The 24,257-nt window shown below is 36.4% G+C and carries 24 protein-coding genes; all 24 read right to left on the bottom strand.

Annotation, left to right across the window (positions count from 1 at the left end):
- Positions 1-588 (bottom strand): LysM peptidoglycan-binding domain-containing protein (locus K319_RS0114995; RefSeq protein WP_027384328.1); only part of this gene is annotated, 588 nt, incomplete at its 3' end.
- A gap of 7 nt (positions 589-595) precedes the next feature.
- A complete protein-coding gene (locus tag K319_RS21150) occupies positions 596-1,666 on the bottom strand; it encodes a LysM peptidoglycan-binding domain-containing protein (RefSeq protein WP_027384329.1) in 1,071 nt (356 codons plus the stop codon).
- 553 nt (positions 1,667-2,219) lie between these two features.
- Complete coding sequence (locus K319_RS0115010; protein WP_027384331.1) at positions 2,220-2,765, bottom strand: YdcF family protein; 546 nt, start codon at positions 2,763-2,765, stop codon at positions 2,220-2,222.
- Entirely contained in the window at positions 2,765-3,076 is a 312-nt protein-coding gene (locus tag K319_RS0115015) for a hypothetical protein (RefSeq protein WP_027384332.1), read from the bottom strand. The genes K319_RS0115010 and K319_RS0115015 overlap by 1 nt, the downstream gene beginning before the upstream one ends.
- Positions 3,069-4,442: a peptidoglycan recognition protein family protein gene (locus K319_RS0115020; RefSeq protein ID WP_169712676.1), complete on the bottom strand. Its 1,374-nt coding sequence runs from the start codon at positions 4,440-4,442 to the stop codon at positions 3,069-3,071. Before K319_RS0115020 ends, K319_RS0115015 begins: the two co-directional genes overlap by 8 nt.
- A 10-nt stretch (positions 4,443-4,452) precedes the next feature.
- A complete protein-coding gene (locus tag K319_RS0115025) occupies positions 4,453-6,402 on the bottom strand; it encodes a type VI secretion system Vgr family protein (RefSeq protein ID WP_051230738.1) in 1,950 nt (649 codons plus the stop codon).
- 61 nt (positions 6,403-6,463) lie between these two features.
- Complete coding sequence (tssD, locus tag K319_RS0115030; protein ID WP_027384335.1) at positions 6,464-6,853, bottom strand: type VI secretion system tube protein TssD; 390 nt, start codon at positions 6,851-6,853, stop codon at positions 6,464-6,466.
- 163 nt (positions 6,854-7,016) lie between these two features.
- Positions 7,017-7,412: a type VI secretion system tube protein TssD gene (tssD, locus tag K319_RS0115035; RefSeq protein ID WP_027384336.1), complete on the bottom strand. Its 396-nt coding sequence runs from the start codon at positions 7,410-7,412 to the stop codon at positions 7,017-7,019.
- A 142-nt stretch (positions 7,413-7,554) separates the two neighbouring features.
- Complete coding sequence (gene tssD, locus K319_RS0115040; protein WP_027384337.1) at positions 7,555-7,941, bottom strand: type VI secretion system tube protein TssD; 387 nt, start codon at positions 7,939-7,941, stop codon at positions 7,555-7,557.
- A gap of 507 nt (positions 7,942-8,448) precedes the next feature.
- The gene (locus K319_RS0115045) at positions 8,449-9,816 is read right to left on the bottom strand and encodes a DUF5458 family protein (RefSeq protein ID WP_027384338.1); all 1,368 of its coding nucleotides are present in this window, start codon (positions 9,814-9,816) and stop codon (positions 8,449-8,451) included.
- A gap of 13 nt (positions 9,817-9,829) precedes the next feature.
- Positions 9,830-10,291, bottom strand: coding sequence for a hypothetical protein (locus K319_RS0115050; RefSeq protein ID WP_027384339.1), 462 nt, complete (start codon positions 10,289-10,291; stop codon positions 9,830-9,832).
- 69 nt (positions 10,292-10,360) lie between these two features.
- Positions 10,361-12,187, bottom strand: a complete 1,827-nt coding sequence (locus tag K319_RS0115055) for a type VI secretion system baseplate subunit TssF (protein WP_027384340.1) — start codon at positions 12,185-12,187, stop codon at positions 10,361-10,363.
- 20 nt (positions 12,188-12,207) lie between these two features.
- Entirely contained in the window at positions 12,208-12,636 is a 429-nt protein-coding gene (locus K319_RS0115060; protein ID WP_027384341.1) for a GPW/gp25 family protein, read from the bottom strand.
- A gap of 18 nt (positions 12,637-12,654) precedes the next feature.
- The gene (locus tag K319_RS0115065; RefSeq protein ID WP_027384342.1) at positions 12,655-13,344 is read right to left on the bottom strand and encodes a hypothetical protein; all 690 of its coding nucleotides are present in this window, start codon (positions 13,342-13,344) and stop codon (positions 12,655-12,657) included.
- The gene (locus tag K319_RS20580; RefSeq protein ID WP_156907112.1) at positions 13,328-13,915 is read right to left on the bottom strand and encodes a hypothetical protein; all 588 of its coding nucleotides are present in this window, start codon (positions 13,913-13,915) and stop codon (positions 13,328-13,330) included. The genes K319_RS0115065 and K319_RS20580 overlap by 17 nt, the downstream gene beginning before the upstream one ends.
- 8 nt (positions 13,916-13,923) lie before the next feature.
- Positions 13,924-14,436, bottom strand: coding sequence for a type VI secretion system TssO (gene tssO, locus K319_RS0115075; protein WP_027384343.1), 513 nt, complete (start codon positions 14,434-14,436; stop codon positions 13,924-13,926).
- 81 nt (positions 14,437-14,517) lie between these two features.
- Positions 14,518-15,678 carry a hypothetical protein gene (locus K319_RS0115080; protein WP_027384344.1) on the bottom strand — a complete coding sequence of 387 codons (1,161 nt, stop codon included), beginning with the start codon at positions 15,676-15,678 and terminating at the stop codon, positions 14,518-14,520.
- A 15-nt stretch (positions 15,679-15,693) separates the two neighbouring features.
- Positions 15,694-15,981 (bottom strand): hypothetical protein, encoded by a 288-nt coding sequence (locus tag K319_RS0115085; protein WP_027384345.1) that lies wholly within the window; start codon positions 15,979-15,981, stop codon positions 15,694-15,696.
- 14 nt (positions 15,982-15,995) lie between these two features.
- A complete protein-coding gene (locus tag K319_RS0115090; RefSeq protein WP_027384346.1) occupies positions 15,996-16,979 on the bottom strand; it encodes a TssN family type VI secretion system protein in 984 nt (327 codons plus the stop codon).
- A complete protein-coding gene (locus K319_RS0115095; RefSeq protein WP_027384347.1) occupies positions 16,976-17,911 on the bottom strand; it encodes a type VI secretion system baseplate subunit TssG in 936 nt (311 codons plus the stop codon). Before K319_RS0115095 ends, K319_RS0115090 begins: the two co-directional genes overlap by 4 nt.
- Before the next feature lie 5 nt (positions 17,912-17,916).
- Positions 17,917-18,564, bottom strand: a complete 648-nt coding sequence (locus tag K319_RS0115100) for a C40 family peptidase (protein WP_027384348.1) — start codon at positions 18,562-18,564, stop codon at positions 17,917-17,919.
- Positions 18,565-18,594: 30 nt separating this feature from the next.
- Positions 18,595-21,066 carry an AAA family ATPase gene (locus K319_RS0115105; protein WP_027384349.1) on the bottom strand — a complete coding sequence of 824 codons (2,472 nt, stop codon included), beginning with the start codon at positions 21,064-21,066 and terminating at the stop codon, positions 18,595-18,597.
- Between the two features lie 22 nt (positions 21,067-21,088).
- Positions 21,089-22,153 (bottom strand): PKD domain-containing protein, encoded by a 1,065-nt coding sequence (locus K319_RS0115110; protein ID WP_027384350.1) that lies wholly within the window; start codon positions 22,151-22,153, stop codon positions 21,089-21,091.
- A gap of 440 nt (positions 22,154-22,593) precedes the next feature.
- Positions 22,594-24,177: a Na+/H+ antiporter gene (locus tag K319_RS0115115; protein WP_027384351.1), complete on the bottom strand. Its 1,584-nt coding sequence runs from the start codon at positions 24,175-24,177 to the stop codon at positions 22,594-22,596.
- Positions 24,178-24,257 lie beyond the last annotated feature (80 nt).

Genomic DNA, 24,257 nt, shown 5'->3' on the forward strand with positions numbered 1-24,257 from the left:
CTTTGTCCATTTTCCTGCCGGTGCAAAAGCACAAGGCAAGTATCCTCCCGAAGAAGGCTTTAGTTTACAATTTCCAAAAGGCATTGCAGGTGGGTCAAGTGTCAGATCATCTTCCGTTACGGCAAGATGATCTGCCTGCCCATCAGAATCATTCCAATAATGTTTCTGATGGCTGGTTACTTTAAATTTTGGAAACTTAAAGCCTTGGTTGCATTGGCACATTCCTTTTTGTATCACGAAATATTTACCATCGTGTTCACTGGAACTGCTTTCGGATTGCTGTTCTTTTTTCTGATCTTCTTTTTTTTCTTCTTGAGATTCTTCCTTCTGTTCTTCTGAAACTTCTACAGTTTCTTCAGCTTCATCGTCATAACCGTTAATAGAATCGGTTACTTCATCATCATCTTTCAGATATTGAGAATCTTCAGGAACTAAAAGTTCTTTTCCAGGAACAACATCATGTCCCAGTAAATCATCTAACGGACAATAAATATTATGATAGGAGCGGAGAGTCTGTCCGTCTTTTACTCCAAATTGCTCTGCAATGGAGTCCAAAGTATCTCCTTTCTGTACAATGTATTTTTTCATCGGTTTTTTAATCTAATAATGTGCTGAATTTTCTTACCTGATTCTCTTCTTTTGCCCTAAGCAATAGACTCTGCTTCCGATACAATTCTTCCTGATGCAAAAGTATAATGCTTGCCTCTATGTTCTTTAATTGCCTGGTCTCTTTGGAGGTAGTATAACGTAATTCTATTTCACCTGTTACTTTATCTTCTGGAAGTTCTTCAAATTTCATTCGTCTCAATAATTCCTGTAAACTGCAACTTTCTTCTATTTTACCTTTAATGATAATTTCTACATCATAGGGATTTTCAAAATTATATTCAGTATGAAACAGGCATTTTACCGAAAATGAATTGGGAACAACAAAAAAACTTTGCTCCCACTCTTTTTTTCTATGAAACCAATCCATTTCGGGAAATAAAATTTGATACAACAATGCGGATTGAAATTGTTTTAACAAATAATTTTCATTCTTAATGCCTGAATGAAAATTATTCAGATAGGTTCTACTGACTTCTCCAATAAAAAAGTCTTCTAAATCTGGTCTTTTACTTTCAAATTTTTTGATAAGAGCTTTATGGTCGTAAAACCCTTTTATCTTTCCCTGTACCGGAACTATAAATGTAAGCGGAGAGATACTCTCCATACATCCTAAAGAAAGGTTGCTGATTTTATCGTTTGGCTTCTCACCATTTTTTTTGTATTCCGTGGCTTTTACTTCGGAAATAAAACCTTTACCCTCAGTTTCTTGGAGCTTTACAGAAACGGAATAATCAATTACTAAATCTTCTTTATCCAGTTGTTCAAATCGTTCCGTTGCTTCATAGTTTAAAGCATAAAAATTTTTATTCAAATGGAAAGAAGGAAGACTGTTGCTTAAAGATATTTGCTTTTGGTTTTCTTTAAGTTCTGCAATTTTTTCAGGTGAAGGAATCAGAATTTCATGAACTCCTCTAAGATCATTCCCTATGAGACTCTTCAAATCGCAATAAGTATTGTGATAACGTTTCAGTGCCTCTGCCGAAATTCCCAATTGCCCTGCAACGGACTCCAAAGTATCTCCTCTTTTTACCTGATATGTAGATATGCTTATGTTCATTTGTTTTTCTTTTCTACTAAAAATATGTGTGTCTTATAGAAAATAAAAAATATGATAATACTACCTGCTATTATGTATATATATGATTCAAATAAGGTAGCTAACAATGCATCTTGAGTACTATATGAACTCCAAGAAGATATTCTGTCAGTAAATAAATTAAAACTACTAAAGAGTACAAACATTATATATATTAGTGTAACTAACCAAGAAAATAATTTTTTTTTCACACCAAGCTTAATTAGTATAATTAATATAAAAGGAACTATTAATAATGAAAAAACTGACAAAAAGAATACATCTTTGGGATAAGAACATTCTAAACAAGAGGATGATACTTGATTGGATGAAAAATGCATTCCCAAATAAATCGTAGAGAATACGGCTACGAAAAATATAATACTAAATATTAGAATTCTATTATAATACATAACTATTGCTTTACTGGTGATTTCCCCTTTTCAAATATAAACATACCACTTTGAAGAAGCCCTCCTAGAGAATCTAAAAACGCTCCATTGGGATTCCAAAATGCCTCATTCTTCAGATTTAATTATCCAAAATAAAATGCGAAAAACTCTCTAAATACTGAATAGAAGTCTCTCATTTCAAAATATCTTGGGCTAGATGTATATACATTATAAAATAAATGTTCTCTAAAAAATTTTTTAATCCTGCTTTGATGATAATATTGAGAAACCGAAATTAATTTTTTATAATGTAAGCTATCCATTATTTTAATTGTATTCACAACTGTTTTTTCGGTATCATCCCCAAAATTATCAACAAGTATTTTTTCTGAAGGAATTTTATTTTCAATCAGATATTTTTTCATTTCTGATCCCTCCCAAAAACCTTCTTTGCCATACCCTCCACTAACTAGAATCTTCTCCACACGACCTGTTTTATATATTGCAATACTTTGATCTAACCTTGCTTTCAATCTTTCTGACAAAGAGCCATCTATGTTAACCTTGTTACCGAAAACCACTGCTATATCAGCAGTTTGACCTTTATCATTGAATCCATCCCAAATTATGTATATGGAATGAATAAAAAACCAAAATAAGGGTAAAAGGATAAAATATTTTAATTTCATTATCTTTTTTTCTGAAATGTATAATACAATAGTAAAAATGCTATAATTAAGAAAAAGAAATTTAAATTAAAAATTGCTAAAAATATTTTTTCTCCAATGATCTCATTTTCATCAGATGCTATTACAATATATTGAGATGTAGAATCTAATAAAATTTGGTGATGTATTACATTATCCGAAAAAGGATTAAACTTCAATGCTAATGAAACGGTTGGATCATCAGAATATCTTACTATTCCCATAAATCCCTTTACAAAAATCAAGAGTAAGATAATTATTAAAATTATTCTTATGGTTTTCTTCTTATTCATTAATAATTTTATTTGACAAACCAAAATTTTCCCTAAATACATCCATAACTTTATGAATAATTTCTCCTGGACAACCATCATCCTTTTTTTTACCTAATACATCCGAGTGACCAACAAGATTTTTAATTGTAGGAATTTCAGTTTTCAACTTATAAATTAGTTTAGCGAGTAGTTTAATCTGTTCATTTTCCAAATCATCATCCTTATCCCACCATTGATACTCAAAATCTCCTTCAATCAATATTCCTATTTTTTTTGAGTTGTATTTTGACCCATGTGACCCTTTAAACACTAATGGTCGTCCTTCATATATATTGCTTTCTGACTTACTTTTTCTACCTATAAGATAATGATAACCGATATCTTCCCATCCATTTTCCACAACATGCTTGTTATATAATTTTTGAATTGTTGGTTCCATACCATTTCCAGAGTTATGAAGGACAATTGTATTATACCCCCAATCAAATTCAATTTTACTCCTTTTAGAATTTATTTTTTTTGGATCTATAATATCAAAATTTTCCATTGAATGATCACTCCAAACACTCCTCTTAACTATATTCAAATCTTTAATTATTTTTTGACCTAATGAGGTACGGCTATAATGTGTAAGATAAAAAATATGACATTTATTGTCTTTTAGATTTTTAATGTCGTAATCCTGATTTGGAATATATACGACTCCTTCCTCACCAAAATCAAAATCGTAGTAAGAATCCTTAACCGGGAATTTCCAGTTAAAATCATAAATATATCCTGTTTTATTTATTTTGTCAAAGTTTTTTGCTCCTGAGGCTGATAAGTATTGTTCCAATGTATCGCCTGATATGACCTCTAATTTTGCATGAGGTAGCAAAACCTTACTTGTTTTTACAGAATTTATTTTTTTTAGGCTTGTTACATATGAAGGTTCTTTTTCTTCATATTTTTTAAAAGTAAAACAATCTGAATAACTATATTTTGCTTTTATTTGAGCCTCTTTTGAAGGTTTATCAACTTCTTTATGTCTGCTATTAAGCAAAGTAAATGGAGCTTTGTAATTTCGACTTAAACCAATGATTCCTTTATTATTGGTTTGTTGTTTAATAATATTTCCATCCTTATCTTTAATAATTATTTCTAATCCATTAATAGGAGTATTACTTTCGGAATCTATAAATATAAAATAAGATATTACCGAAGGAGGAAAACTTCTGTCTCTCTTTTTATCATTATTAACTCCTCCCTTCTTGCCATCTTGATAAAACTTCCCCTCGACTACATTTTTTGTTTGTTTGCTTTCTTCAAGAATCTTTCCCTTTGCACTCCCTTTTATATTTTTGGCAACGATGGTAATCTTTCCTTTTTTTTCCTGTTCAGCCATAGCTAAAGTTTTATGCGTTATGTCCTTGTTCTCCGGAAAGATTATGTATAGTTTCTTCACTATTCTGAATGTAATCAAGTCCAGCAGCAACATCTATATTTTCCAAAGCACTTTTATGAATATCATTGGCTTCATAAGAATAGGTTTCACTTGCAATTTTGCTAATATTAGTTGCGTTTAAAGAATAATCCAGTGTTGCATTCTGAAAAATATTCATCCCTGCTATTTCAGTTATATTCATACCCACAGAATTAATCTTATTCATACCTACGGAAGTATTCATATTTTCAGAAACATTAATGTTCATATTTTTACAATTAAATGTCATTGTTTCAGGCGCAGTTACAGTAATATTACTTCCCACCGTATCGAATTCTATAATATTTCCAGATTTATCGGTGATGATAATACTTTCATCTTCTGTAAACTTTACGATATGTCCGCTTCTTGTGTGGATTGCTTTTATACTGTTGTCGGAAGTAGCATATCCGCTTGTTTCACTGCCATTGTAATGTGTTCCTATTACAAAAGGTTTCTCAGCATTCTGAGATTCAAAACCTACCAAAACTTCTTCGCCAATTTCAGGAATAAAGTGGAACCCTTTACCACTGCCAGAGTGGGGCTGTATCAATCGTATCCAAGGTGTCATTTGGTTTTTTTCCTCCTGCCAAGGAAATTGTACCCTCACTCTTCCCATTCCGCTCGGGTCATCATTATCTATTACTCTTGCGGGCTGCTCTTCGCCCATCGGTATAGCCTCATTGTCCTGATATGGCGCATTGAACAGATCGGGGATTCCCACAAATTCGTTGTAATAGGTATTGCCATCGTGGTAATGTGCGATAGCGGTAATGCGGTAGGTTTCCATTGCCTTACCATTGATATCGACAAGCTTTGCCCTTCCGCCTATTTTGAGTTCAGGGTCTTTGCTTTTGCCTTTTATCTGGACCAGGTTTTCTCTGTTCTCCTTTTCCCTTCTTGCTGCTTCTTTCAGTTCCTGCTCGCTATCGTCAGATATCCCGGTATGATTGAACAGCATATCTGGGGTCTTTTTATAGACATTTTTGGATGCATTGACCGCAATTGCCTGAAAAGGATTTTCCTTGTATTGTACCTGTGAAGACGAACCTGCTTTCTCAACTTTGCTTCCCGCTTGTACATCATACATATGATAGTTGAACTCTTGCGGCTTGATGTTCATTTCCAGTTCAACATCTATCAGGTCTATATTTTCTTCTAAAGTAACTATCGCCTGTACTTTATTACCAAACACCATCTGCTGCCCATTGTAATAAAAATACTCTCCGTATCTCGATGCCAGCCTTTTGATGAAGTGATAGTCGGATTCTTTGTATTGTACTGTGTAAGGAAGAGAATATTTCGTATTGGTATTTTCCACCAGGACTTTTGCCATCTCAGGATATTCTGAAGTAACTTCTTTTATGATCTGCTCCAGGGTCTTGTCTTCAAAACTCTGGCAGTCTTTCCCGTTTTCCAAAAGAATGCTTGGCGCAGAACCTGTGATAAAAAGCTTACCATAGCCATTCTCTTTTTTGTTTCGGATGTTTGTGATGATTCCGGAAAAGATATTCCTGACCTCTCCAAAACGATGAAGGTTGATGGTGATGTCCTTACCAAGGATATTTTTGGAATTCTCCATCACATAACCCTGGAAACTGTCCAATGCATCATCCGGAACAGTTATGGTGAAACTGTCGTGGTCATTGGTCTTCTGATCGAGATGCAGAGAAAATCCCGACTTGTCAAGAAAGGGTTTCCCATCTAGTGTCAATGTGCAATAAACAAGCGGACTGTCTTTGTCTGTCAAAAAATCCTTGAAAGTTTTGGAGGAGAAATATTTTTTAATATCATCTGGATGGTTCAGCCTACCGTTGCTCATCGCATCCGGGCCTTGCTGAAAATCATTAAGCATTTCATCGGAATATATTCTTTTGGACATATCATTGTGTGTTTTTATAATGATTATTAAAACTGTGGTAATTCATCAAAAAATAGAAATACTATTCTTTCCACGATTTTATGTGAGTGGCACCGTTGACATCAAATTTCTTGGCAATCAGATGCATTTCGATCTGTAAAGGTTCAGCATTTACCGAGTTAAAATGTTCGGAAAACTTAATACAATAAGCTTTTTCAAATGTAAGTTCCTGAAGCTTGCTCATAGCATCTCTTCTGAAAAACGTTACAGTTCCGTTCTTGGTTTGGTTATGGTCAAGCATCCACCCCAGGAGCTCAGGATTTCCCGTGCTCTCTATACGGATGAAGATCTCCCCGCCCTGGGGCATTCCCTGCGGTTTTCCGGTCCCGTCTGTAGCCTGGGTAAAGCTGTATCTGCATTCTAAAATATTATAGACATTGCCGTCTAATTCTAATTTTGATAAAAAGGACATACGTTTTATAATTATGAATGATTAGTTATGAATGATGATGGCGAAAAAAACAGCAGGACAAAATTGAATCCCCGTTTTGATTTTTCACCACTTTCTCCATTAATTAGTGTCTAATTGATAAAAGACAAAAATGGGCAATATGATATTGCCCATTACTTTTTATCTACAAAGAACCTGGCCACTCATTCTCATAAGCGCCGCTCCCCATTTCTATTTTTCTTGCAGAGATCGTAAAGGTTTCCGTCAGAGGATTTTCTCCGGTAGAATCAAAATTCTCTTTGTGCTTCACCAGGTATCCTTCTGTGAATTTCAATTCTTTAAGCGTAGCATCACTGTCTCTTTTGAAGAATACGATACTTCCATCCTTTCTCTCAAATGAATTGGTCATCCATTCAAAAAGTTCTGTAGAATTTGTCCCTTCTACCACAACATCGATCTTCCCCCCTCTTGTTACTGTTGATGGTCTTCCTGTTGCATCTGTTTCCTGAAATAATCCGTAGCTTACGTTAAGAGCAGTGAACTCTTTTCCTGCTACTTTGAATTTTGCTTTAAATGACATAATTTTTTTTATTAAATGTGTTAATTGATTAAATATTTTTTCATCTGTATTTTTAGAATAAAAATTCTACACCTGTCAATTGATGATAAATCATCATAGGATTTGAGCCGGTGAAAGTAAAATGTTTTTTTGAATGGAGAATTTACACCCACTCGTTTCTGTGGGAAGCATTGCCCATTTCAATTTCCTTGGCAGATAGTACGAAGGTTTCGGTAAGTGGATTTTCCCCTGTGGAATCAAAATCTTCCTTATACTTTACAATATAAGCTTCTTTGAACTTTAATTCCTTCAAGGTAGCATCACTATCTCTTTTGATAAAGACAACACTACCATCCTTTCTTTCGAACGAATTGGTCATCCATTCGAAAAGGTCCGTAGCCCCTGTCCCTTCAACTGTTAAGTGGATTTTCCCGCCTCTTGCGATGGAAGATGGTCTTCCCGTCGGGTCTGTTTCCTGTAGCATTCCGAAATCTACAGATAAGATGTTGCGCTCGATACCAGCGGCTTTGAATTTTGCTTTAAATGACATAATAAATATATTTTAGGTTAAATATCTAATAACACCAATAATGGAAATATATCCTCTGTATTCATAAAATATATATTTTTTACAATGACCAACTAGGGAATATATTCTTGTCAAATCTATAAATTATTCCAATCAAAACAAATAATAATTTTATAAATTTTCAATTATTTTATTATGTTAAATTCAAATAAATAACATTAAATACATAAATAAACAAATTAAAACAATCATAATATTAAATTATTAATAATTAACGAACTTAATAATATCTCTTTATTTTTAATGATTTAATATCAATAATCTTTTTATTTGTATTCTTTCACATCAATTAAACTTTATGAATTATTTTATCAAAAAATTAAAATGGAGTGGAATTTTGAAATAAACTTTACATAATTGTAATATCATTGTGAATAAAAATCTGCACTTTATTATCAAATTATCCAAAACCATAAATAAAAAAGCGCGAAAATTACATTTCGCGCTTCTAATACCAAGGATAAAAGATTACTTTTGCTCGTATTCAGTCTCCCATTCGTTACCATCATCTCCTTTGTGACCATCCATTTTGATCAGGAAGTTCTTCGCAGGGAAGTATGGCTTCATATGAATATCAAGATGAATTCTGTCCTTTTGCACAGGATCCTGCTCAAATTTTCTGATCTCAAAGTTCTCGATCAATTTACCGGGACCTGTGATACTATCCAAGAAACGCACAATTTGATTCATGATCTCTTTTCTTGTAACAGCAGTGAAGTTTTCAAAGGCCCTTCTGTTCAAAAAATCCATCAAAACTTTGGTCACATAATCAAAAACCCTTACTACAGAATAAGTCTGAAGCCCCAGGTTATCTCCGTTGAATAAAGTTTTGCCTGAGAATGCCATTACTTTTCCGTACTCATTTACCATCGGGATCAGTCCAAGGTTTTCAAGATTGGCAATTTCGCTTTTCTTCAAGTCGAATTTCACACCATCAACTTCATTGATCCCTCCAAATTTTTTACCTGCAGTAACCTGAGACATCAATGTATGATAGATTTTCCCTGCCAAAGCTGCAGAAGGCGGAATGAACAGATCTTCAGTTTCGTTGATATCTTCGAACCTTCCTCTTCCGACCAACCAGTTGCAGGTCATCAGAACATTGGCTCTGTAAACATCACCACCAGTCAAATAAGCCTGATCGAACATTTCCATAACATCATCCGGTTCATCAAGATGTTCAAAATCTGTTACCAACATCACTTTGTTTTCATGAGCCAGTTTTGCCCATTTTTCAACTACTTTGTTAGAACCCAAATATCCTGGAATGACTAAGATCCCGTAATTGTTCTTAAGGTCCAACCTGTCATAGTTGTCAGAAAGTTCGGCATGGATCGTATCAATAAATCTTGTGTTATCCAGATCTTTCAACTGCTCAAGGTTTGCATTGACAATAGTGATGTTTTTCACTTTATCGGTTTCCGTATTCTTGTAGAATAAAGCAGCTGTTCTATAGTTTGCCTCTAACTCCCTGGTGACATCTACAGCTTTTGAAAGATTTTTGGAAAGCAGGTCCTCAGAAGATTTTCTCTGATCTTCACAATTCGCAACCATATCGGTCAATGAATCATTTTTACTGATCACACTTGCCCAAAGCTCAAGAGTTTTCTTAAGCGTTTCTCTTTCTTTTTCTTTTCCCAGTTCGGTAAGGAAAATCTTTCTTCTTGCCTTTCGGTCAGGATTGATGTTTTGCACTCCTTCAATCGAAGTTTCCAATAAATCGAACCCTCCGTATCTAGCCAATTTATTAAGGCTGCTTTCTAAAGATGCCGATCCTTTTCTTTGTTCCAGTACTTGTGTGGCAGTTGCCTGTACTGATTCTTCTGGTTTTGCCATGATCTGTGTTTTTTTAATTGTTGTTGGTTGTGTTACTTTCTAATTCTTTGATTAATGACTGAAGTGTGTCCAGTAATCCTTTTTTTGCGTCAGGATCTTCGAGAGCAGTTTTCAGGATCTTGTTTGTTTTCAATTGTTTGATGATCTTCTGGTACTGGTCTTTTTCCGTTTCCAGCCCACTCAAAAATCCGCTTTGTCCAGTGATTCCTTTGGTACCAAAATCACCTAGGTTTTTGAATTTCAGGTTTTCCATTTTGACAGATCCCTGCGCATCTTCGAAATCAACTTTGATCTCTGGTTTGAAATGCTCAAAAACTTTCTCGATGGTGTTCAATCCTTCTACCAATTCTGGCTTTACAGGATCGTCCGCCGTTAATTTTTGCGCTAAAAGCGTTCTGTTTTGAGGGATCTCGAAGATCGCCTCACTTGCGTCCAGTGGAACTTCATTCCCACCAATTCCTTTGTTTGTCAACATAAGTGTCTTTTTTTAAAGGGTTAATAATTGTTTTTAATTAATATCATCAACTTTTTATAAGTGATATTTCTATTTTTGAAAAATCCGGTATGGATAGATGTTTGCTGAAGCATTTTTCAGTTTAAGCAGGAAGCTTTCACATAGATACTCCCATTCAGAATCTTTGATCGATTCTTTTTCCTCAGAATTTCTGACCAAGGTAATATCAATAGTTCTGCTGAATCCGCCTTTTAAAGACACCTCTTTTTTGGTTCCTTTTGAGACCTCAATCCTTTTTATTGTATTTTTGAAATGATTCAATCCGAAAACTTTTATGTCCGCAACGGTCACTATTCTTCCTCTTGTAAGCAAAGAATTCCTGTATTCTAAAATTTTATCCTGTGGCGATAGGCTTTTCCTGCCTGCTGTTGATGGTTTGATCATTATTGCCGTTTTATCCAAAGCAGAAACGTTGGAACCCTCTACGGTCAAAACAGTGCCTTGTTTAATATCATTTCCTTCTTCTGCCAAAGTCAACCAATAAGAAATATTACAGCCAATCTCAGAATCTTGAGAGTCCGAAGCGATTACCAAATATGGATTATTAGTTTGCGAGAAACTTTTCTCTTTCGCTAATTGATGAAGTGCCGCCACATTTTGATTGATCTGCCTTAATGTTTCTTTTGTGGAATCCGCACCTATACCGGAAAAAGCAGCCGTTTCATCTTTGATCAACTCTAAAAGATATTGCAGAAGTTCCGAAGCTCCTCTCTGGTCAAATCGTGAAACACCGCCTTTCCTTAAAACAGCAGAGATCCCATTATTCTCAGCAGCATAATTTTTAACATCGAACCTTCTTCCTCTATCATCCGAAACATAATCCAGATCCAGAAAACTGTCATCAGATTTTATCGGAATGATATTAAGCCTTCCCGTCACTCTGTGATAAGATGTCACATTATGGATATTAAGTACTGGAATACAGTTGAGGGTAATGCTCACATTTTCCAGAACTTCACTCACGACCGCTTCCGAAAATTTGAACTTCAGCCAAACAACATCCTGATCTTCAGAAAGCCTATTATTTTGAAAATATTTTTCAAATAATTCTTCTTTCCGGGGTTTATCAACGTGCGAAAGTTTTTCCCTTAAAGTGAAAAAATTCGAGGAATAGTATTGATTGACATCAGTATAAACGTGCTCAAGATCCGAATAGTTTTTGGTAATGATACTTTCAAGGTCAATGTTCTTCTGATCTACATTATATCCTTCCTGCAATGAAAACTCTTTTTTACCAAAGTAGACCTTCGCCTGTTTTAGGTAATAAAAAAAGAGTTCTTTCTGATAATTATTGTTAATATCAATATAAAACATCAGATTCTCAAGGTCTGAGTTTTCTTTACAACGGATTCCCACCCACATCTCTCCAGACGGAATATATTGTTCTCCTTTTGACAGTAAATCCGTAAAGAAGAAGCTTTCTACACGATTTAGGGTATTTCCAAATGCAATATATTCGATTTTTGCGGTGGTCAGTTTCACCTCAATAGTTGGACAGAAGAACACATCTTTGCTGCTACTTTCCGTCGGATTGAATACATTATGAATCCGTTTGCTTGTTTTAAAATGATTTTTCAAGGATATCGTAAAATGATTCTCCAAAGGAAAAACCTGGATCAATGACCTTGAAGGAATAACTCCGGAAACTTCTTCCGGAAACATTATTTCAAGAATCCTTTCTATGATCCGCGACCGCGAACTTTCCAACTCAAAACCCAGTTTCTCAAGTTCTGAAGCCGTTGCAGAAAGTAGAAGACCCACAATCGGGTCAAAGGAGGTTTCCGCTTCCAATTCGTTATATCCCCAAAGTCTGGCGGCTCTTCTTAATATCCTATCTTTTATTCGTTCCTGGTTCATTTGTATTTTTGTTTTTATTTTTAATATGAAAGAGGTCCTACAAAAAATGAGTTCTGAAAAAGGAAAGGCCTGTTGGTTTCCAAAACTTGTCCTTTCACTGAAATCACTACCCTCTTCTTCATTCTTCTTTTCCCGAAAGTGCCAAGATTATGATCTTTAACAGAAACTTCCACATCTTCCAAAAGCAATCTCTTCTCATACATCACAATGGCTTTCTTCATTGCAGTTACAATGAATTCCTTTAAGCTGTTATCGGTTTTAAGAAGGTCAAAATCCATTTCCCAGATTTCCGTTCCGAAAGTTTCATCAAACTTACATTCTCCCAAAGCCGTTGTAGAAATCAAGAAAATCTGCTGACTTATAGAATGATCGATAGAGATCTTTTCAGCATCCTTTTTATTGATCACGGTTTCGAAATCCATTGGTATTTTATAGTATATGCCTTTCATTGTGCTTTTGATTTTAGTCTACAAATAGATCAACTTCTTGATATTACCTTTATCATCATATTCAAAATTTTTCACAACTTTGTTTCTTCTGATGATCTGTAATTCTACTTTCGGGGTCAGCTTCAGAAATTTTTCCCGGTACAGGATATCTCCGATAAAGCTTCTGCCATCATTATTATCAATAATCAGAAAGTATTGTGATACATCGTGCGGTTTTTCAAATTCATTAATATTTCCAGAATAGAGCATTACATTTTGTCCATATCCTGACAACTGATAGGTCAACTGATCCTGCGACAGTTTTCTATGTCGGGAAATATCAAATTTTTCAATGCTTTCCAAAAGTGGCTCAAAAGCAATATTCTCATACAAGTAAGAGGTCTTATCAAAACGTTTGATTCCCAGGAAAGATAAAAAGCTCTTCCTCGTAGTCTTTTTTGCAAAACTCAATACATCGCGTGTTACCTGATAAGCTTCTGTCTCATTGGTTTTATCATCAGTTACGGTCAATTTATAAGTGGGAACTTCCACCTCTTTGTTATTGGTCTTCAAACGAACTTTTCCCACTTCCTGATCAGAAATAATCATAGAAATGGTATGTTTACGAAGTCCGGAATCTGTCCGCACCACAATTTCTTCCCTATCATCTGCAGATGAAGAGTTTTTGGACATTCCAAGGTTAAGATCAAGTTCAGGAAGCGGGCTCATTTTTTTTCTTCTTTTTGATTTTTACTTCATCGGTTTTCTTGATCTTATATGCAGACAAGCAATCCAGTTGATTATCGATATCCATATTTTGAACTTCACTTACATATAATTCATAGTTCTTTTTGTAGGTATATAATTTGATCAGGCTGATATCATTCAGTCTCAGCTTGGCAAATTCTTTTCTGGTAAGTTGTCTGGCAAAAAAACCATCACAGTTCAGAGAAAAATTATTCTTATAAGTGACTACTTCTCCTGTTTTAAAAAAGACATCTAAAACCTTATCTTTTTTCACACATATATTTTTATCTAGAATCTGGATGTACATAAAGACTTTATTTTTCCTCTTCCCCAGTTGCAATGTCGCATAAACATAGTCGCTATTATTGACTCGCAGATACAAAGGTGTTGTACTCGCAAATGGCTTTTTATCCAACTTTTGTTTCGTCTGAATAATCCCGCAATCAGCGCTTGCATAAGACAACTCTGCATTGTCTGAAACGGGTTTCTCCTGAGCATTTGCACAGGGAATTCCTAGAAGGACAATAAAAAGAATGAATATTGAATTTTTCATTTTCTCCATTATTGAACCTGATACAATTGGCGGCAAACATCCAGGTCTGTTTTGATCTTGTCATACTCTTCTTTCAAGGTCTTGTTGATCGTACTCAAACTATCCATTGTCATTTGATTTCCGGATAATTGTTTGATCTGCTTTTTAGCATCCACAAGGTCTTTGAAGGTCATGATCGTATTATTATACATCACTTTATTTTTCAAAGTATCCTTCGGAAGCTGTTTGTACATATCAGCAAGGATAGACAATGATAACTTTTCATTGAAAAAATCGTTCTGTCCCGGCACACCTATGGAGTCCACAGCAGCTTTCACTTTTTCCAACTGGAACGAAAACCTGTCCTGGGTTTCCATTTCTCTTTTCATTTTAGCATTTTCAATTTTCAGCAAACTGTTTTCCTTGAAGGGGAAATAAGCGTTAAAGAATACCGCAACCAACAGGACAATGACAGTAATGACAAAAAACAGGACGAAAAAGGAAAATGCTCTTGATCGTTCTCTTCTATTAAGGACTTCCATATATTTTAATAAGTATTATTGATGATTGATAAATGATGAACGATGCCATCAATTATCATTTATAAATTATCATTGATGTTTTTAATCTGCAAGGAATGTTCGGCTTCGTTTAGCATGCAACACTGTATCTCTGTCGTCGGTATTTTCTGAAACGAAGATACTTCCGTCACGTTTTTTACCGATATAATCCAACCTGTTGAGAACTGAGTAAAGCTCCTCAAGGGTCTTCATAAAAATCTTGACTTTAGAGATCGCCACATCTACCTGATCATGGTTGTAATGTGTGTTGATCGTTTCTGTAAAAATCGTTTCGAAACTTCCCTGGCTTACGTTGCACCATTCGGCAAAATAATTCAGCAATTCTTCTTTTCCTGCTCCGGAACGCGCATCGATAAAGTTTTTCAAAATCCTCGCTAGAGCAACCACAGACAGCAACATATTGACCGGCGGCGTGTGCGGAGAAAGCCATCTGAATCTGTTGATTTCCTGACCAAGATAATTCAGGGTTTTATCTGCCATCAGCCCCATCATCACTGCCAGAGAATTGTTCTGCTTCTTCACATGGATCTTTTGCTCGATCTGCACAGCATACAATTCGACCTGTCCATAAAACCGGTCAATCTCCACGTAGAGGTCCTGCAATTTCTTAGAGCTTGAAACACTCACACAAGGCGGAATGTAATCATCATCAATTCTGGACTCTGCAGCATTGACCAAGATCTTTCCGATAGTAAGATAGCCGGTCCCGAAACCTAAAGTATTCTTAAGTTCTCTTTCCGGAACCAGGTTCAGAGAATATTCCGGTTGGGTGTAAGGATATCTTGGCGGGTTTTCTTCCGGGTCCGGTTCTCCAAAAGGTGTTCTTTTGAAAGGGTTCACAGAAAGACAGGCCATCAGTACCACACTTTCATTATCCTTTATCTCATAAGCGGCTTCCGGATAGGGGATGGACAGGTTGATGGATTCTGAACTTCCATTTCCGATGTCTATCCTTGCTCCACTTGGTGTGATAGCATGACATTCTTCTACTTTTATTCTAAGTAGCTTGTGATTATCAATGATCAGGCTTAGTTTTATGGAATCGTTAACAGGTAAAAGTCCGTAATTGATCATGGAAGTATGAATCCCTACAGAATCTCTCACCGAATCACTCACAAAATCCTGAACATCTGCGAAATGGTTCTTATTAATTTTCATCCCGTCTATCCAGTTTACGGGGAAGTGGTTTAGTTTTTCTATCATTTGTTTATATTTTAATTAATTATTACTCCAGACGCCTTTCACGTTATACTTCTCCAACGGGACTTCCTTATCTCCACATTTTACAGATACCTTCATGTCCTGATACTCAAAGGTCGGCTTGATGATGATGTCCAAAGGTTTGTCCGGATCAGACTTCTTAAAATCCCCGAATACTCTCATCATTTCCTGATCATCAAAAGTGATACTCGTATTATACCGGGTAAAAGACAAATTCACACTATATGGTATGGCTGCCGATATGTACTCGTTCTTTAGTATCTCAAAAAAAATAGGTTGTCCCATTACGATTATCAATTTTAATCAATGACCCGTTCAGAGCCAAGTTCACTTTTCACTCTTTTATTGTCCCTTTCCTGATCATACTCGAAGTCCGGTTTTCTGTCAATACCATCTAATTTCTGATTCGTCCTCATACAGAATATGACACTATTTTCTTCTATTCCGTTCATATAAAGGGTGTAATCGGGATCGATGTATTTGGTAGATTCGTACCATTTGGGCTGCAGGAAGAACACCCAGCTGTAGAGACCGTCTGGTCCTTCTACTTCGATCTGGTCTTCTGTATGCCTTTCGTTGTAGTCTAGCACAAAATTGTAAAACAGCCTCCCGAAATCTACTCTTGTTGGTCCTTTTGCACGATAAACACTGTATTTTTTAGCATAGCGGTCTTTGTCCATCAAGAAAGTGAATACTACAAGGTCCCGCATTTCCTCATCGTTCACACCGGCCAAGTCTTTGTAATTCTCCGGAAACTGCCAGGTCTTATAGATCTTGGGAGGAATTGACATTGCCCTGTTAAAGGTATCATTCAGAAATGTCGGGATAAAGAACATGATGAAATGTCCCAACATCAGAAATGAAAAATCGATCCCGTTGAGAAATGTAAAAATCAGAATAAAAGGAATGGCAGAGTACATTATTGTGACCAATGCAAAAAGATATTCGGTGCCGTTATTCTTTTGTCCGAATTTTTGAAAATAGGTACGGTACATCGAGCAATGCAGAATTCCAATGACCAGCGAACAGATCTGATAAAAGACAAATTCGTACAGATTATTATCCTGGAAAAGCTTATTGAATCCCAAAAATGCAATGATGGAATAAATGAAAGCCACAGAAAAAAGATAAGTGTAAAATTTCCCTTTATATTTCTGCTTAAACTCCGGAACTTTCTGAGCAAAAATCATTGTGAGAATAATACAGAAAGCCAGAAAAATAATAACAGCCGCCAGTATTTTCGGTTCAAATAGATTAATGAAATATTTTTTCAATTGTGTCATATTCTTGTGTTATAGCCTAATATTGAGTTTTGTTGTTCGGTAAATTCAAAGTATTCTTTTTCCTGAGAAAGTAAAATAGTCGTTTCTATCTCTACTTCAATCGGGAAAAAGTATTCATAAAATAGGTCAACAAACCTTTTCATCGCTCCATTGTGGATATATTCTGAGAAATTGGAATTTTCCAAAGGTCCAATCTGAAGATTGAAATGGCTGGAATAATCATCGTAACTGTTTCCCGTAATAAGTTCCAATCCCAATCTGGACTCTCCCAGATGGATGCTCTGGTCTTCATCCCTGTATTTCTGATAGCCTTTATTATTGATGCTAACTTTTTCCTCAATCAAAGAAGAAAGTATTTGACAAGCTAAGTCTACATCTCCAACAATCTTGTACGCATAAGGAAGAATTCGGATAAATTTCGAAACTAGAATTGATGGTAAATCCCTACTTATTCCCCAAAAATCATAGAACATCTCGGGAACCAAAAAGCCATTGAGGTCTGATAAAAAATCCTGCTCGAATCTCTCTATTTCAACACCATAACTGAATATTTCGTTTTCAAATGGTTGAAAAAATAATCTCCCAGCTTTCTGTTGTTTTTTCTGAATCTGATATTCGCGAATCATTCCATCGACATCTTTTTCCGGTGCATCGTTTCTCGCTACATGAATCATATTTTCCGGCAACATATCGTAAAAACCGTCTCTTGAAAGCTCAAGCTTCAGCATTTGAGTTGCATCCAAATCATAATCGGCAACATCAGCATCCAAAACATCAAACCGAAACGCTCTTGAAAACTGGCCTTGTTTCGAGATTACATATTGCAACTCATCAATATCTTTGTTTTTGAGGAGATTGTTTACGATAACTTCGGCTCTGATGTCGTGTTTCAGAGAAGTGATCTGTTTTGCAAGGTTATTGAGTTTTTCCATCGTCATTAATTTTTAGGTTTCAATCTTCCGGCTGCAACATATCTCAGTTGGAAATATTCATCATTGAAATCATAAATGTTGAGTCCGGTCGCTGTACAAGCCAAAACCCTATCGTTATGAAGATAAATTCCCACATCAGAAATCGGATGCGTTTTATCATATCTAAAGAATAAAATGTCGCCTTCATTCAAAAAAGTTCTTCCTGTAAAAAGCTGAATCGCTTTTGAACGGAAAATCCCATCCGGCGTTTTCTGAAAAGTTTCGCCGTAAACATCACTATATAGAGACTGCACAAAATAGGAACAGTCAACGCCCTTATTTTCTTCCAAAGACTGCTTTTTGTAGGGTGTTCCAATCCAACGGTCGATGTAAGAATAGAGTTTGTAATTGGTCACTTCCTTCGGCATCACTTCCATTATGATGGAATATTTTTCCTTAATCCTAAGTTCATCGTCGCTCAGTTTCTCAATATTATCATCTACATTGGAATACTGTTTATCAACATTAGCTTTGGTTCCGTTTGCAGAATCCGCATACGAATCAGAAGAGAAATTGTAAGGAATTTCCTTGATGTATTTTTTACTGTTGCAGGAAACCAGGGCTAAACCCAATAACACACAACAAGCAATATGATTGTAATTCAAATTTTTCATCTCAAGTGTTTTTATGAAATCCTTACTTTCCTACAATTTCGTCCAAACCAGTTCATTTTCTTTCAAGGAAACCTCGATGTCGTCGCCGTCTTTAAATTCTCCTGCAACGATCTTTTTGGCTAAAGGTCTTCTCAATCTTCCTCTGATTACGCCTTTCAATGGTCTTGCTCCGTATTTGATGTCGTAACCTTCCATGGAAAGGAATTCTTTGGCTTCCTGAGTGATATTCAAATTGATATTAAGTCCTTTTGCCAAGTCTAAAAGTTCTTTCTTTAAATGGATTTCGAAGATTTTGAGTGCGTTATCTTTGCTTATTGGCGCAAAAGGAATTGTCTCCGTCAACCTTCCCAAAAATTCGGGACGAAAGAAACGACTCATCATTTCCAATAGTTTTGACGATTGCGGAATTTCCCCTTTTCCGAAAGATTCAACAATAAACTCGGAACCGATATTGGAAGTGAAAAGAATGATCGCATTAGAAAAATCACCTTCTTTCCCTAATCTGTCGTGCAATTTTCCTTCGTCCATAATCTGAAGAAAAACATCGAAAACCGAAGTATGTGCTTTCTCTATTTCATCAAAAAGAACAATTGAATATGGCTTTTGTCTGATTTTATTTACCAAAAGTCCACCTTCTTCATACCCGACATATCCCGGAGGCGCGCCGTAAAGCAACGCGGCGGAATGTTCTTCCTTAAACTCCGACATATCGAAACGGATAATGGCATTTTCATCCTGAAAAAGAAACTCCGCCAAAGATTTCGCAAGTTCCGTCTTTCCGGTTCCGGTTGGTCCGAGGAAAAAGAACGAACCAATCGGTTGTCCTGCTTTACTCAATCCTGAACGTGTTTCCAGAACAGCTTCCGAAACAATCGTAATCGCATGGTCTTGTCCCACAACTCTTTTCGCAAGAACGCCTTCCATCTCATTAAGTCTCTGCTTTTCTTCTTCTTTAAGCTTACCAATCGGGATATTTGTCTTTTGCGAAATAATCAAAGCCAAATCGAAATCGGTAATATGGGTTCTTTTTTCCTGAGCAATGTTTTCAGTTTTCTCTATGAGAATTCTGGCAAAGCTCAACAATTCGTCGGTATCTTTAAACTCAGGAAGTTCGTTTTCTTCCTCGCCGGAATCGGCTGTACTAATAAGATATTTTGTTTTCTCAACCAAATCTTTCAAAAGCCAGTCGGCGTGCATTCTTCGTTCTTCTTCGAGATAATTATTGGTATTGTCTTCGAGGTGAATAATCCTTGTCACGAGATGATTTCTTTCCTTTAAGAAAGATTCTCCGGCAGTTTTCAGAACGGACATCGTGTGGTCAATCAAATCAATCGCAGAAGCTGGAAGGCTTTTTTCCTTCATATACCTTTGAGAAAGACGAATAGCCTCTTTCATGGTCTGGTCATCGATACTGATTTTATGATGGATCTGATAATCTTCCAAGGTTTGCTTCAACATCCTGAAATGGATTTCGTCCGTGCTTTCCTCTAATTTCAGAAGTTCGAACATTCCTGCAAGACCTTGTTCTTTTTCAATTTTCTTGGTATATTCTTCAATGGTGGAAGTTGCAATCAAGGTAAGACCATTGGAAAGCTCACTTTTCAAAAGATTCACAATCCCGGAATCTGAACCGTGACTTCCGAATAAAGAATGGATTTCTTCAATAATCAGAACAGATTTTGGAATCGCTTTCAGTTCCTGAGCGATATTTTTGATGCGGTCTTCGATTTCCCCTTTGTACGAAGCTCCGGCAATCAGTGCTCCCATATCAAGTTCAAAAACTTCCAGTCCACTCAGGATATCGGGAATTTGTTTTAATAAAACTTTTTGCACGAAACCTTCGATAAGAGCTGTTTTACCAACACCGTGGTCACCGATAATCAACACATTTTGTTTGCTGTACCTGCAAAGAATCTCCGTGATTTTGTTGATTTCCGTGTCTCTTCCGACAAGAAGTTCTTTCTTGTTTTTTTTCTTGATCTTATCCTTCGTATTGATGCAATATTTTTGTATAAAGCCTTTACTTGCTTTTTTGGTCGTTTCTACTGTCCCTTCCATATTATCTTCCCCAAAAGAGGATACATCTTTCAATAGTTCATTCCTTGTAACCGGAAAGGTTTTCATCTGGTCAAAACTGAAAGCTACACCAGGCGAACTGATTGCCGTCATTACAGCGAAAAGTGATATCTCATGCTCGGCTAGAATTTCTCTTATCTGGTCTGCTTCCGCGAAAATCTCATCGATAACCTCATCTGGCTCGCAAGAATATCTGTTGGGAGATTTTGGCAGTTCTTCGATACGGACATCCGCCCATTCTTCGAGATAAAAGACATCAACGCCAAGATTTTCCAGATGTTTTAATAGAGACAAATCCCGGTTGAGCATTGCTTTGATCAAATGTGCGCCTGTAAAAGCGGCATTGAGATTTTCCCGACCTATTTTCTGTGCAATATTGAGCGCTTTTGTAACTTCCTGGCTGTAGGTAATTTCTTCCTGGTTCATTGTGGTTATTTGTGTTTTATTATTATTCTTTCATCCAGATCAGGTATTTCTTTACTTTATATTGAATGTTAAAGTTTTGAATGCAGTTTTTTTGATCTTTATTAACTCTAAGGGCAGTGATCTTTATTTTCTTCCCGGCAATTGACTGGCAAAACTGGTCAAAAGGAATCAGTCTGTTATCATTAACAACAACCGGAATATCATACTTTCCGCAGAGATAATCCTTGAAATCATCTTTTGTCTTGAGTTGCGCTGCGACCTGATTGAATAATAATTGGAGTTGCTCATTGGAAATTTCGGGAGCTTTGTTTTCTACAGAAATAGAATCCTTTTTCGATCTAGATTTTGGAGAAACCGGGATATACTGCAGCATATCTACCAACGGGTCTTTCTGGGCAGTTCCTACAGGAAGGGAAAAAGCAACATGAGGTTTCTCAAACTCGTAGGATTTTATATCGATTTTCTGTTTGGCTTTAATTGTTTTCGGCGCTACATAAATTGTTTTAACGGCAGTATGCTCTACATCGCCATTTACAATTAGCGTGATTTTCTTTTCACCAACCGATTTGAACTTGTAAGATGGGTTCCTTTCTAAAGCGTCTGTACCTCCATTTTCACCAAAACTCCACTCCCAGGATTCTCCATCTTCTTTATCTGCATCGAATGAAATCAGTTCTCCAACGGTAACAACATTTGGACTTTTGATAATAGGCAAATAGCCGGTTTGCTGGCTTATGCTGGAAATTGTGATCAGTTTTTCATGCACACAATTTCCATTTATCTTCAGTCTAACAATATAGTCTCCAGGTCTTTTATATCGGTGAAGTGTTCTTTGTCTGAAATCCACAAGTGTACTGTCTCCAAAATCCCATTCCCAGGATCTAGCGCCTTCTGTATTGTCATAAAATTCCACAACCCGGTTAGTCAAAAATTCATCCGAATGAATTATGAATTTCGCATTCTCACAATCAATATGTCGTGTATATTGAAAGGAGAAAACGATCAAACTTAATAATAAGAGAATCCCCAAACTTAGATAAACTTTGGGATCAATATTGGGAAAAAATCCGGTAGTAGTTTTCTTCATTTTAGCATTTGTGTTCATTACAAATATAACTACATTCCGCATTTATACAAACGTTTAACCCACTAGAAAAAAGGGTCAAGGCTTTGATACACTTTTGATTTTAAAAAAATAATGATGGTTGATTTTAAAAAATATTTAAATAAATCATTATTTATTTAAATATGATGAGAATATTTTGATTATGATTCTATATTTTTTTTATAAAAAAATCATTAAAATTTAAATTAGAAATTAAATTTTTGTTGAACTAACCCTGGAACACTCGAAATCCCAATATTTTTTTCTCAAAATATCTCTCCAAATCCAAACTTTTCAAGTCATATAACTATTTAACTAAAAATGAGGTATCAAACTTTTAAAAATACAATTTCCCTATCCTATTGTCTCAATAAAAACATTTTAACCAAGACAAACCAATCATATACTTAAAAAAAGACCACTCAGATCATCCTCAACCGTTCCTCCTCCAGATCGATCTGGAACAATTGCTGACGAATGATCTCCTCGCTTATCTTTTGGTCTTTATTCAGCTCGGTAAGGTATTCGCGCTGGACTTCCAGCATTTCGATAAAAATCGCTTTCGTCCGCTCATTCATCCAGCTATCGTCCGCTGCTTTCGCACGTTCTTCCCAATGTCTTAAAAATATTTCCAGACCAGCATGGTCCTTCAGTTCGTTCTCATACTTGGATCTCAGGAATTGGTGAATATGCTGTTTTAGCTCTTTTTTAATTTTCCGTTTGGTTAACTGTTCATCCTGTTCAGCATAAATATCATCAAAAAATCCGGTCCGTTTTATAATATATGGCAAAGTAAGGCCCTGGACCAATAGTGTAAGCAAGATAACAACAAATGTGATGAACAATATCAAATTCCGGTACGGAAAAGCCTGCCCATTGCCCAATGTTACCGGAATCGCCAAAGCCGCCGCCAACGAAACAACACCCCGCATTCCCGTCCAGCCCAACAATAGGGGCATCATCCATCGTCTCGTTCTGGAAGAAGCGTGAGGCTGTACACCTGGCCTGAAAATTAAAGTGGCGATGAGTGCCGCATAAGAACTTATCATCCTTGCCGCTATAAGAATCGCAGTTACCAAAACACCATAACCTATAGCTGTCTCCAGCGGGATGCGATCCTCGCGAAGCCCGTCTGTGATCTCGGGAAGCTCCAAACCTATGATCAGAAAAACAACGCCGTTCAAAATAAATATCAAACTCTCCCAAACGCTATATGCATGGATCCTGCTGGTGCTATTCAAAAACTTCAGCCTCCTTGCGGACATGAACAATCCACCACTCACAACCGCCATCACCCCAGAGCTGTGGAACTGCTCTGCGACCCAGTACATCAGATAAGGTTCTATGATCGTAAGTGCAATATCGGAAGGTGCATCCGTAGGAAGAAGTTTATGGGCCTGAACAAACAACCATGCCAGAAGCAAACCCACCCCAGCACCACCAATAACCATCCAAAAGAAACTCAATGCCGCATCCTCCCAAACGAACCGGCCAGTACCGACCGCCACCAAAGCAAAACGGAAGATGATCAATGATGAAGCATCATTCAAAAGGCTCTCGCCCTCCAAGATCGTAGATAACGACCTTGGTATCCTCACAAATCTTGTGATAGCCCCGGTACTTACGGCATCCGGCGGAGAAACAATCCCTCCAAGCAAAAATCCCAAGGCGACCGTAAATCCCGGGATAAAATGATCAGCAACCAATGCTACTGATAATGCGGTAAAAAAAACCACGAGGAATGCAAAACTCCCGATGATGCGCCACCATTTCTTCATCTCTTTGAATGAGATCTTCCAGGCGGCCTCGAAAAGCAATGGCGGGAGGAAGATAAAAAAGATAAGGTCCGGGTCTATCCTGATAACCGGCAATCCCGGGATGAAGCTTATCAACAATCCCCCAATAACCAATAATACCGGGTAAGCGATCTTGAGTCTGGCAGCCCACATATTAAGTAGGACGATCATGGCGACCATCGCCAAAAAAAAGGGTAAAATACTATGCATTTGATCTTTGTGTCTAATACACAAAAATAACAATTAGAATGACTTATTGATACCATAACCTTCAGAGGTTAAGAAAACCA

Origin of the sequence: Epilithonimonas caeni DSM 17710, assembly GCF_000426465.1 — a bacterium.
In the GTDB taxonomy this organism is placed as follows: domain Bacteria; phylum Bacteroidota; class Bacteroidia; order Flavobacteriales; family Weeksellaceae; genus Epilithonimonas; species Epilithonimonas caeni.

Bases quoted from the DNA above. Each gene is read 5' to 3' on its own strand.
- K319_RS21150 (WP_027384329.1), bottom strand. From the start codon at position 1,666: ATGAACATAAGCATATCTACATATCAGGTAAAAAGAGGAGATACTTTG.
- K319_RS0115010 (WP_027384331.1), bottom strand. From the start codon at position 2,765: ATGAAATTAAAATATTTTATCCTTTTACCCTTATTTTGGTTTTTTATT.
- K319_RS0115015 (WP_027384332.1), bottom strand. From the start codon at position 3,076: ATGAATAAGAAGAAAACCATAAGAATAATTTTAATAATTATCTTACTC.
- K319_RS0115020 (WP_169712676.1), bottom strand. From the start codon at position 4,442: ATGGCTGAACAGGAAAAAAAAGGAAAGATTACCATCGTTGCCAAAAAT.
- K319_RS0115025 (WP_051230738.1), bottom strand. From the start codon at position 6,402: ATGTCCAAAAGAATATATTCCGATGAAATGCTTAATGATTTTCAGCAA.
- tssD (WP_027384335.1), bottom strand. From the start codon at position 6,853: ATGTCCTTTTTATCAAAATTAGAATTAGACGGCAATGTCTATAATATT.
- tssD (WP_027384336.1), bottom strand. From the start codon at position 7,412: ATGTCATTTAAAGCAAAATTCAAAGTAGCAGGAAAAGAGTTCACTGCT.
- tssD (WP_027384337.1), bottom strand. From the start codon at position 7,941: ATGTCATTTAAAGCAAAATTCAAAGCCGCTGGTATCGAGCGCAACATC.
- K319_RS0115045 (WP_027384338.1), bottom strand. From the start codon at position 9,816: ATGGCAAAACCAGAAGAATCAGTACAGGCAACTGCCACACAAGTACTG.
- K319_RS0115050 (WP_027384339.1), bottom strand. From the start codon at position 10,291: ATGTTGACAAACAAAGGAATTGGTGGGAATGAAGTTCCACTGGACGCA.
- K319_RS0115055 (WP_027384340.1), bottom strand. From the start codon at position 12,187: ATGAACCAGGAACGAATAAAAGATAGGATATTAAGAAGAGCCGCCAGA.
- K319_RS0115060 (WP_027384341.1), bottom strand. From the start codon at position 12,636: ATGAAAGGCATATACTATAAAATACCAATGGATTTCGAAACCGTGATC.
- K319_RS0115065 (WP_027384342.1), bottom strand. From the start codon at position 13,344: ATGAGCCCGCTTCCTGAACTTGATCTTAACCTTGGAATGTCCAAAAAC.
- K319_RS20580 (WP_156907112.1), bottom strand. From the start codon at position 13,915: ATGAAAAATTCAATATTCATTCTTTTTATTGTCCTTCTAGGAATTCCC.
- tssO (WP_027384343.1), bottom strand. From the start codon at position 14,436: ATGGAAGTCCTTAATAGAAGAGAACGATCAAGAGCATTTTCCTTTTTC.
- K319_RS0115080 (WP_027384344.1), bottom strand. From the start codon at position 15,678: ATGATAGAAAAACTAAACCACTTCCCCGTAAACTGGATAGACGGGATG.
- K319_RS0115085 (WP_027384345.1), bottom strand. From the start codon at position 15,981: ATGGGACAACCTATTTTTTTTGAGATACTAAAGAACGAGTACATATCG.
- K319_RS0115090 (WP_027384346.1), bottom strand. From the start codon at position 16,979: ATGACACAATTGAAAAAATATTTCATTAATCTATTTGAACCGAAAATA.
- K319_RS0115095 (WP_027384347.1), bottom strand. From the start codon at position 17,911: ATGGAAAAACTCAATAACCTTGCAAAACAGATCACTTCTCTGAAACAC.
- K319_RS0115100 (WP_027384348.1), bottom strand. From the start codon at position 18,564: ATGAAAAATTTGAATTACAATCATATTGCTTGTTGTGTGTTATTGGGT.
- K319_RS0115105 (WP_027384349.1), bottom strand. From the start codon at position 21,066: ATGAACCAGGAAGAAATTACCTACAGCCAGGAAGTTACAAAAGCGCTC.
- K319_RS0115110 (WP_027384350.1), bottom strand. From the start codon at position 22,153: ATGAAGAAAACTACTACCGGATTTTTTCCCAATATTGATCCCAAAGTT.
- K319_RS0115115 (WP_027384351.1), bottom strand. From the start codon at position 24,177: ATGCATAGTATTTTACCCTTTTTTTTGGCGATGGTCGCCATGATCGTC.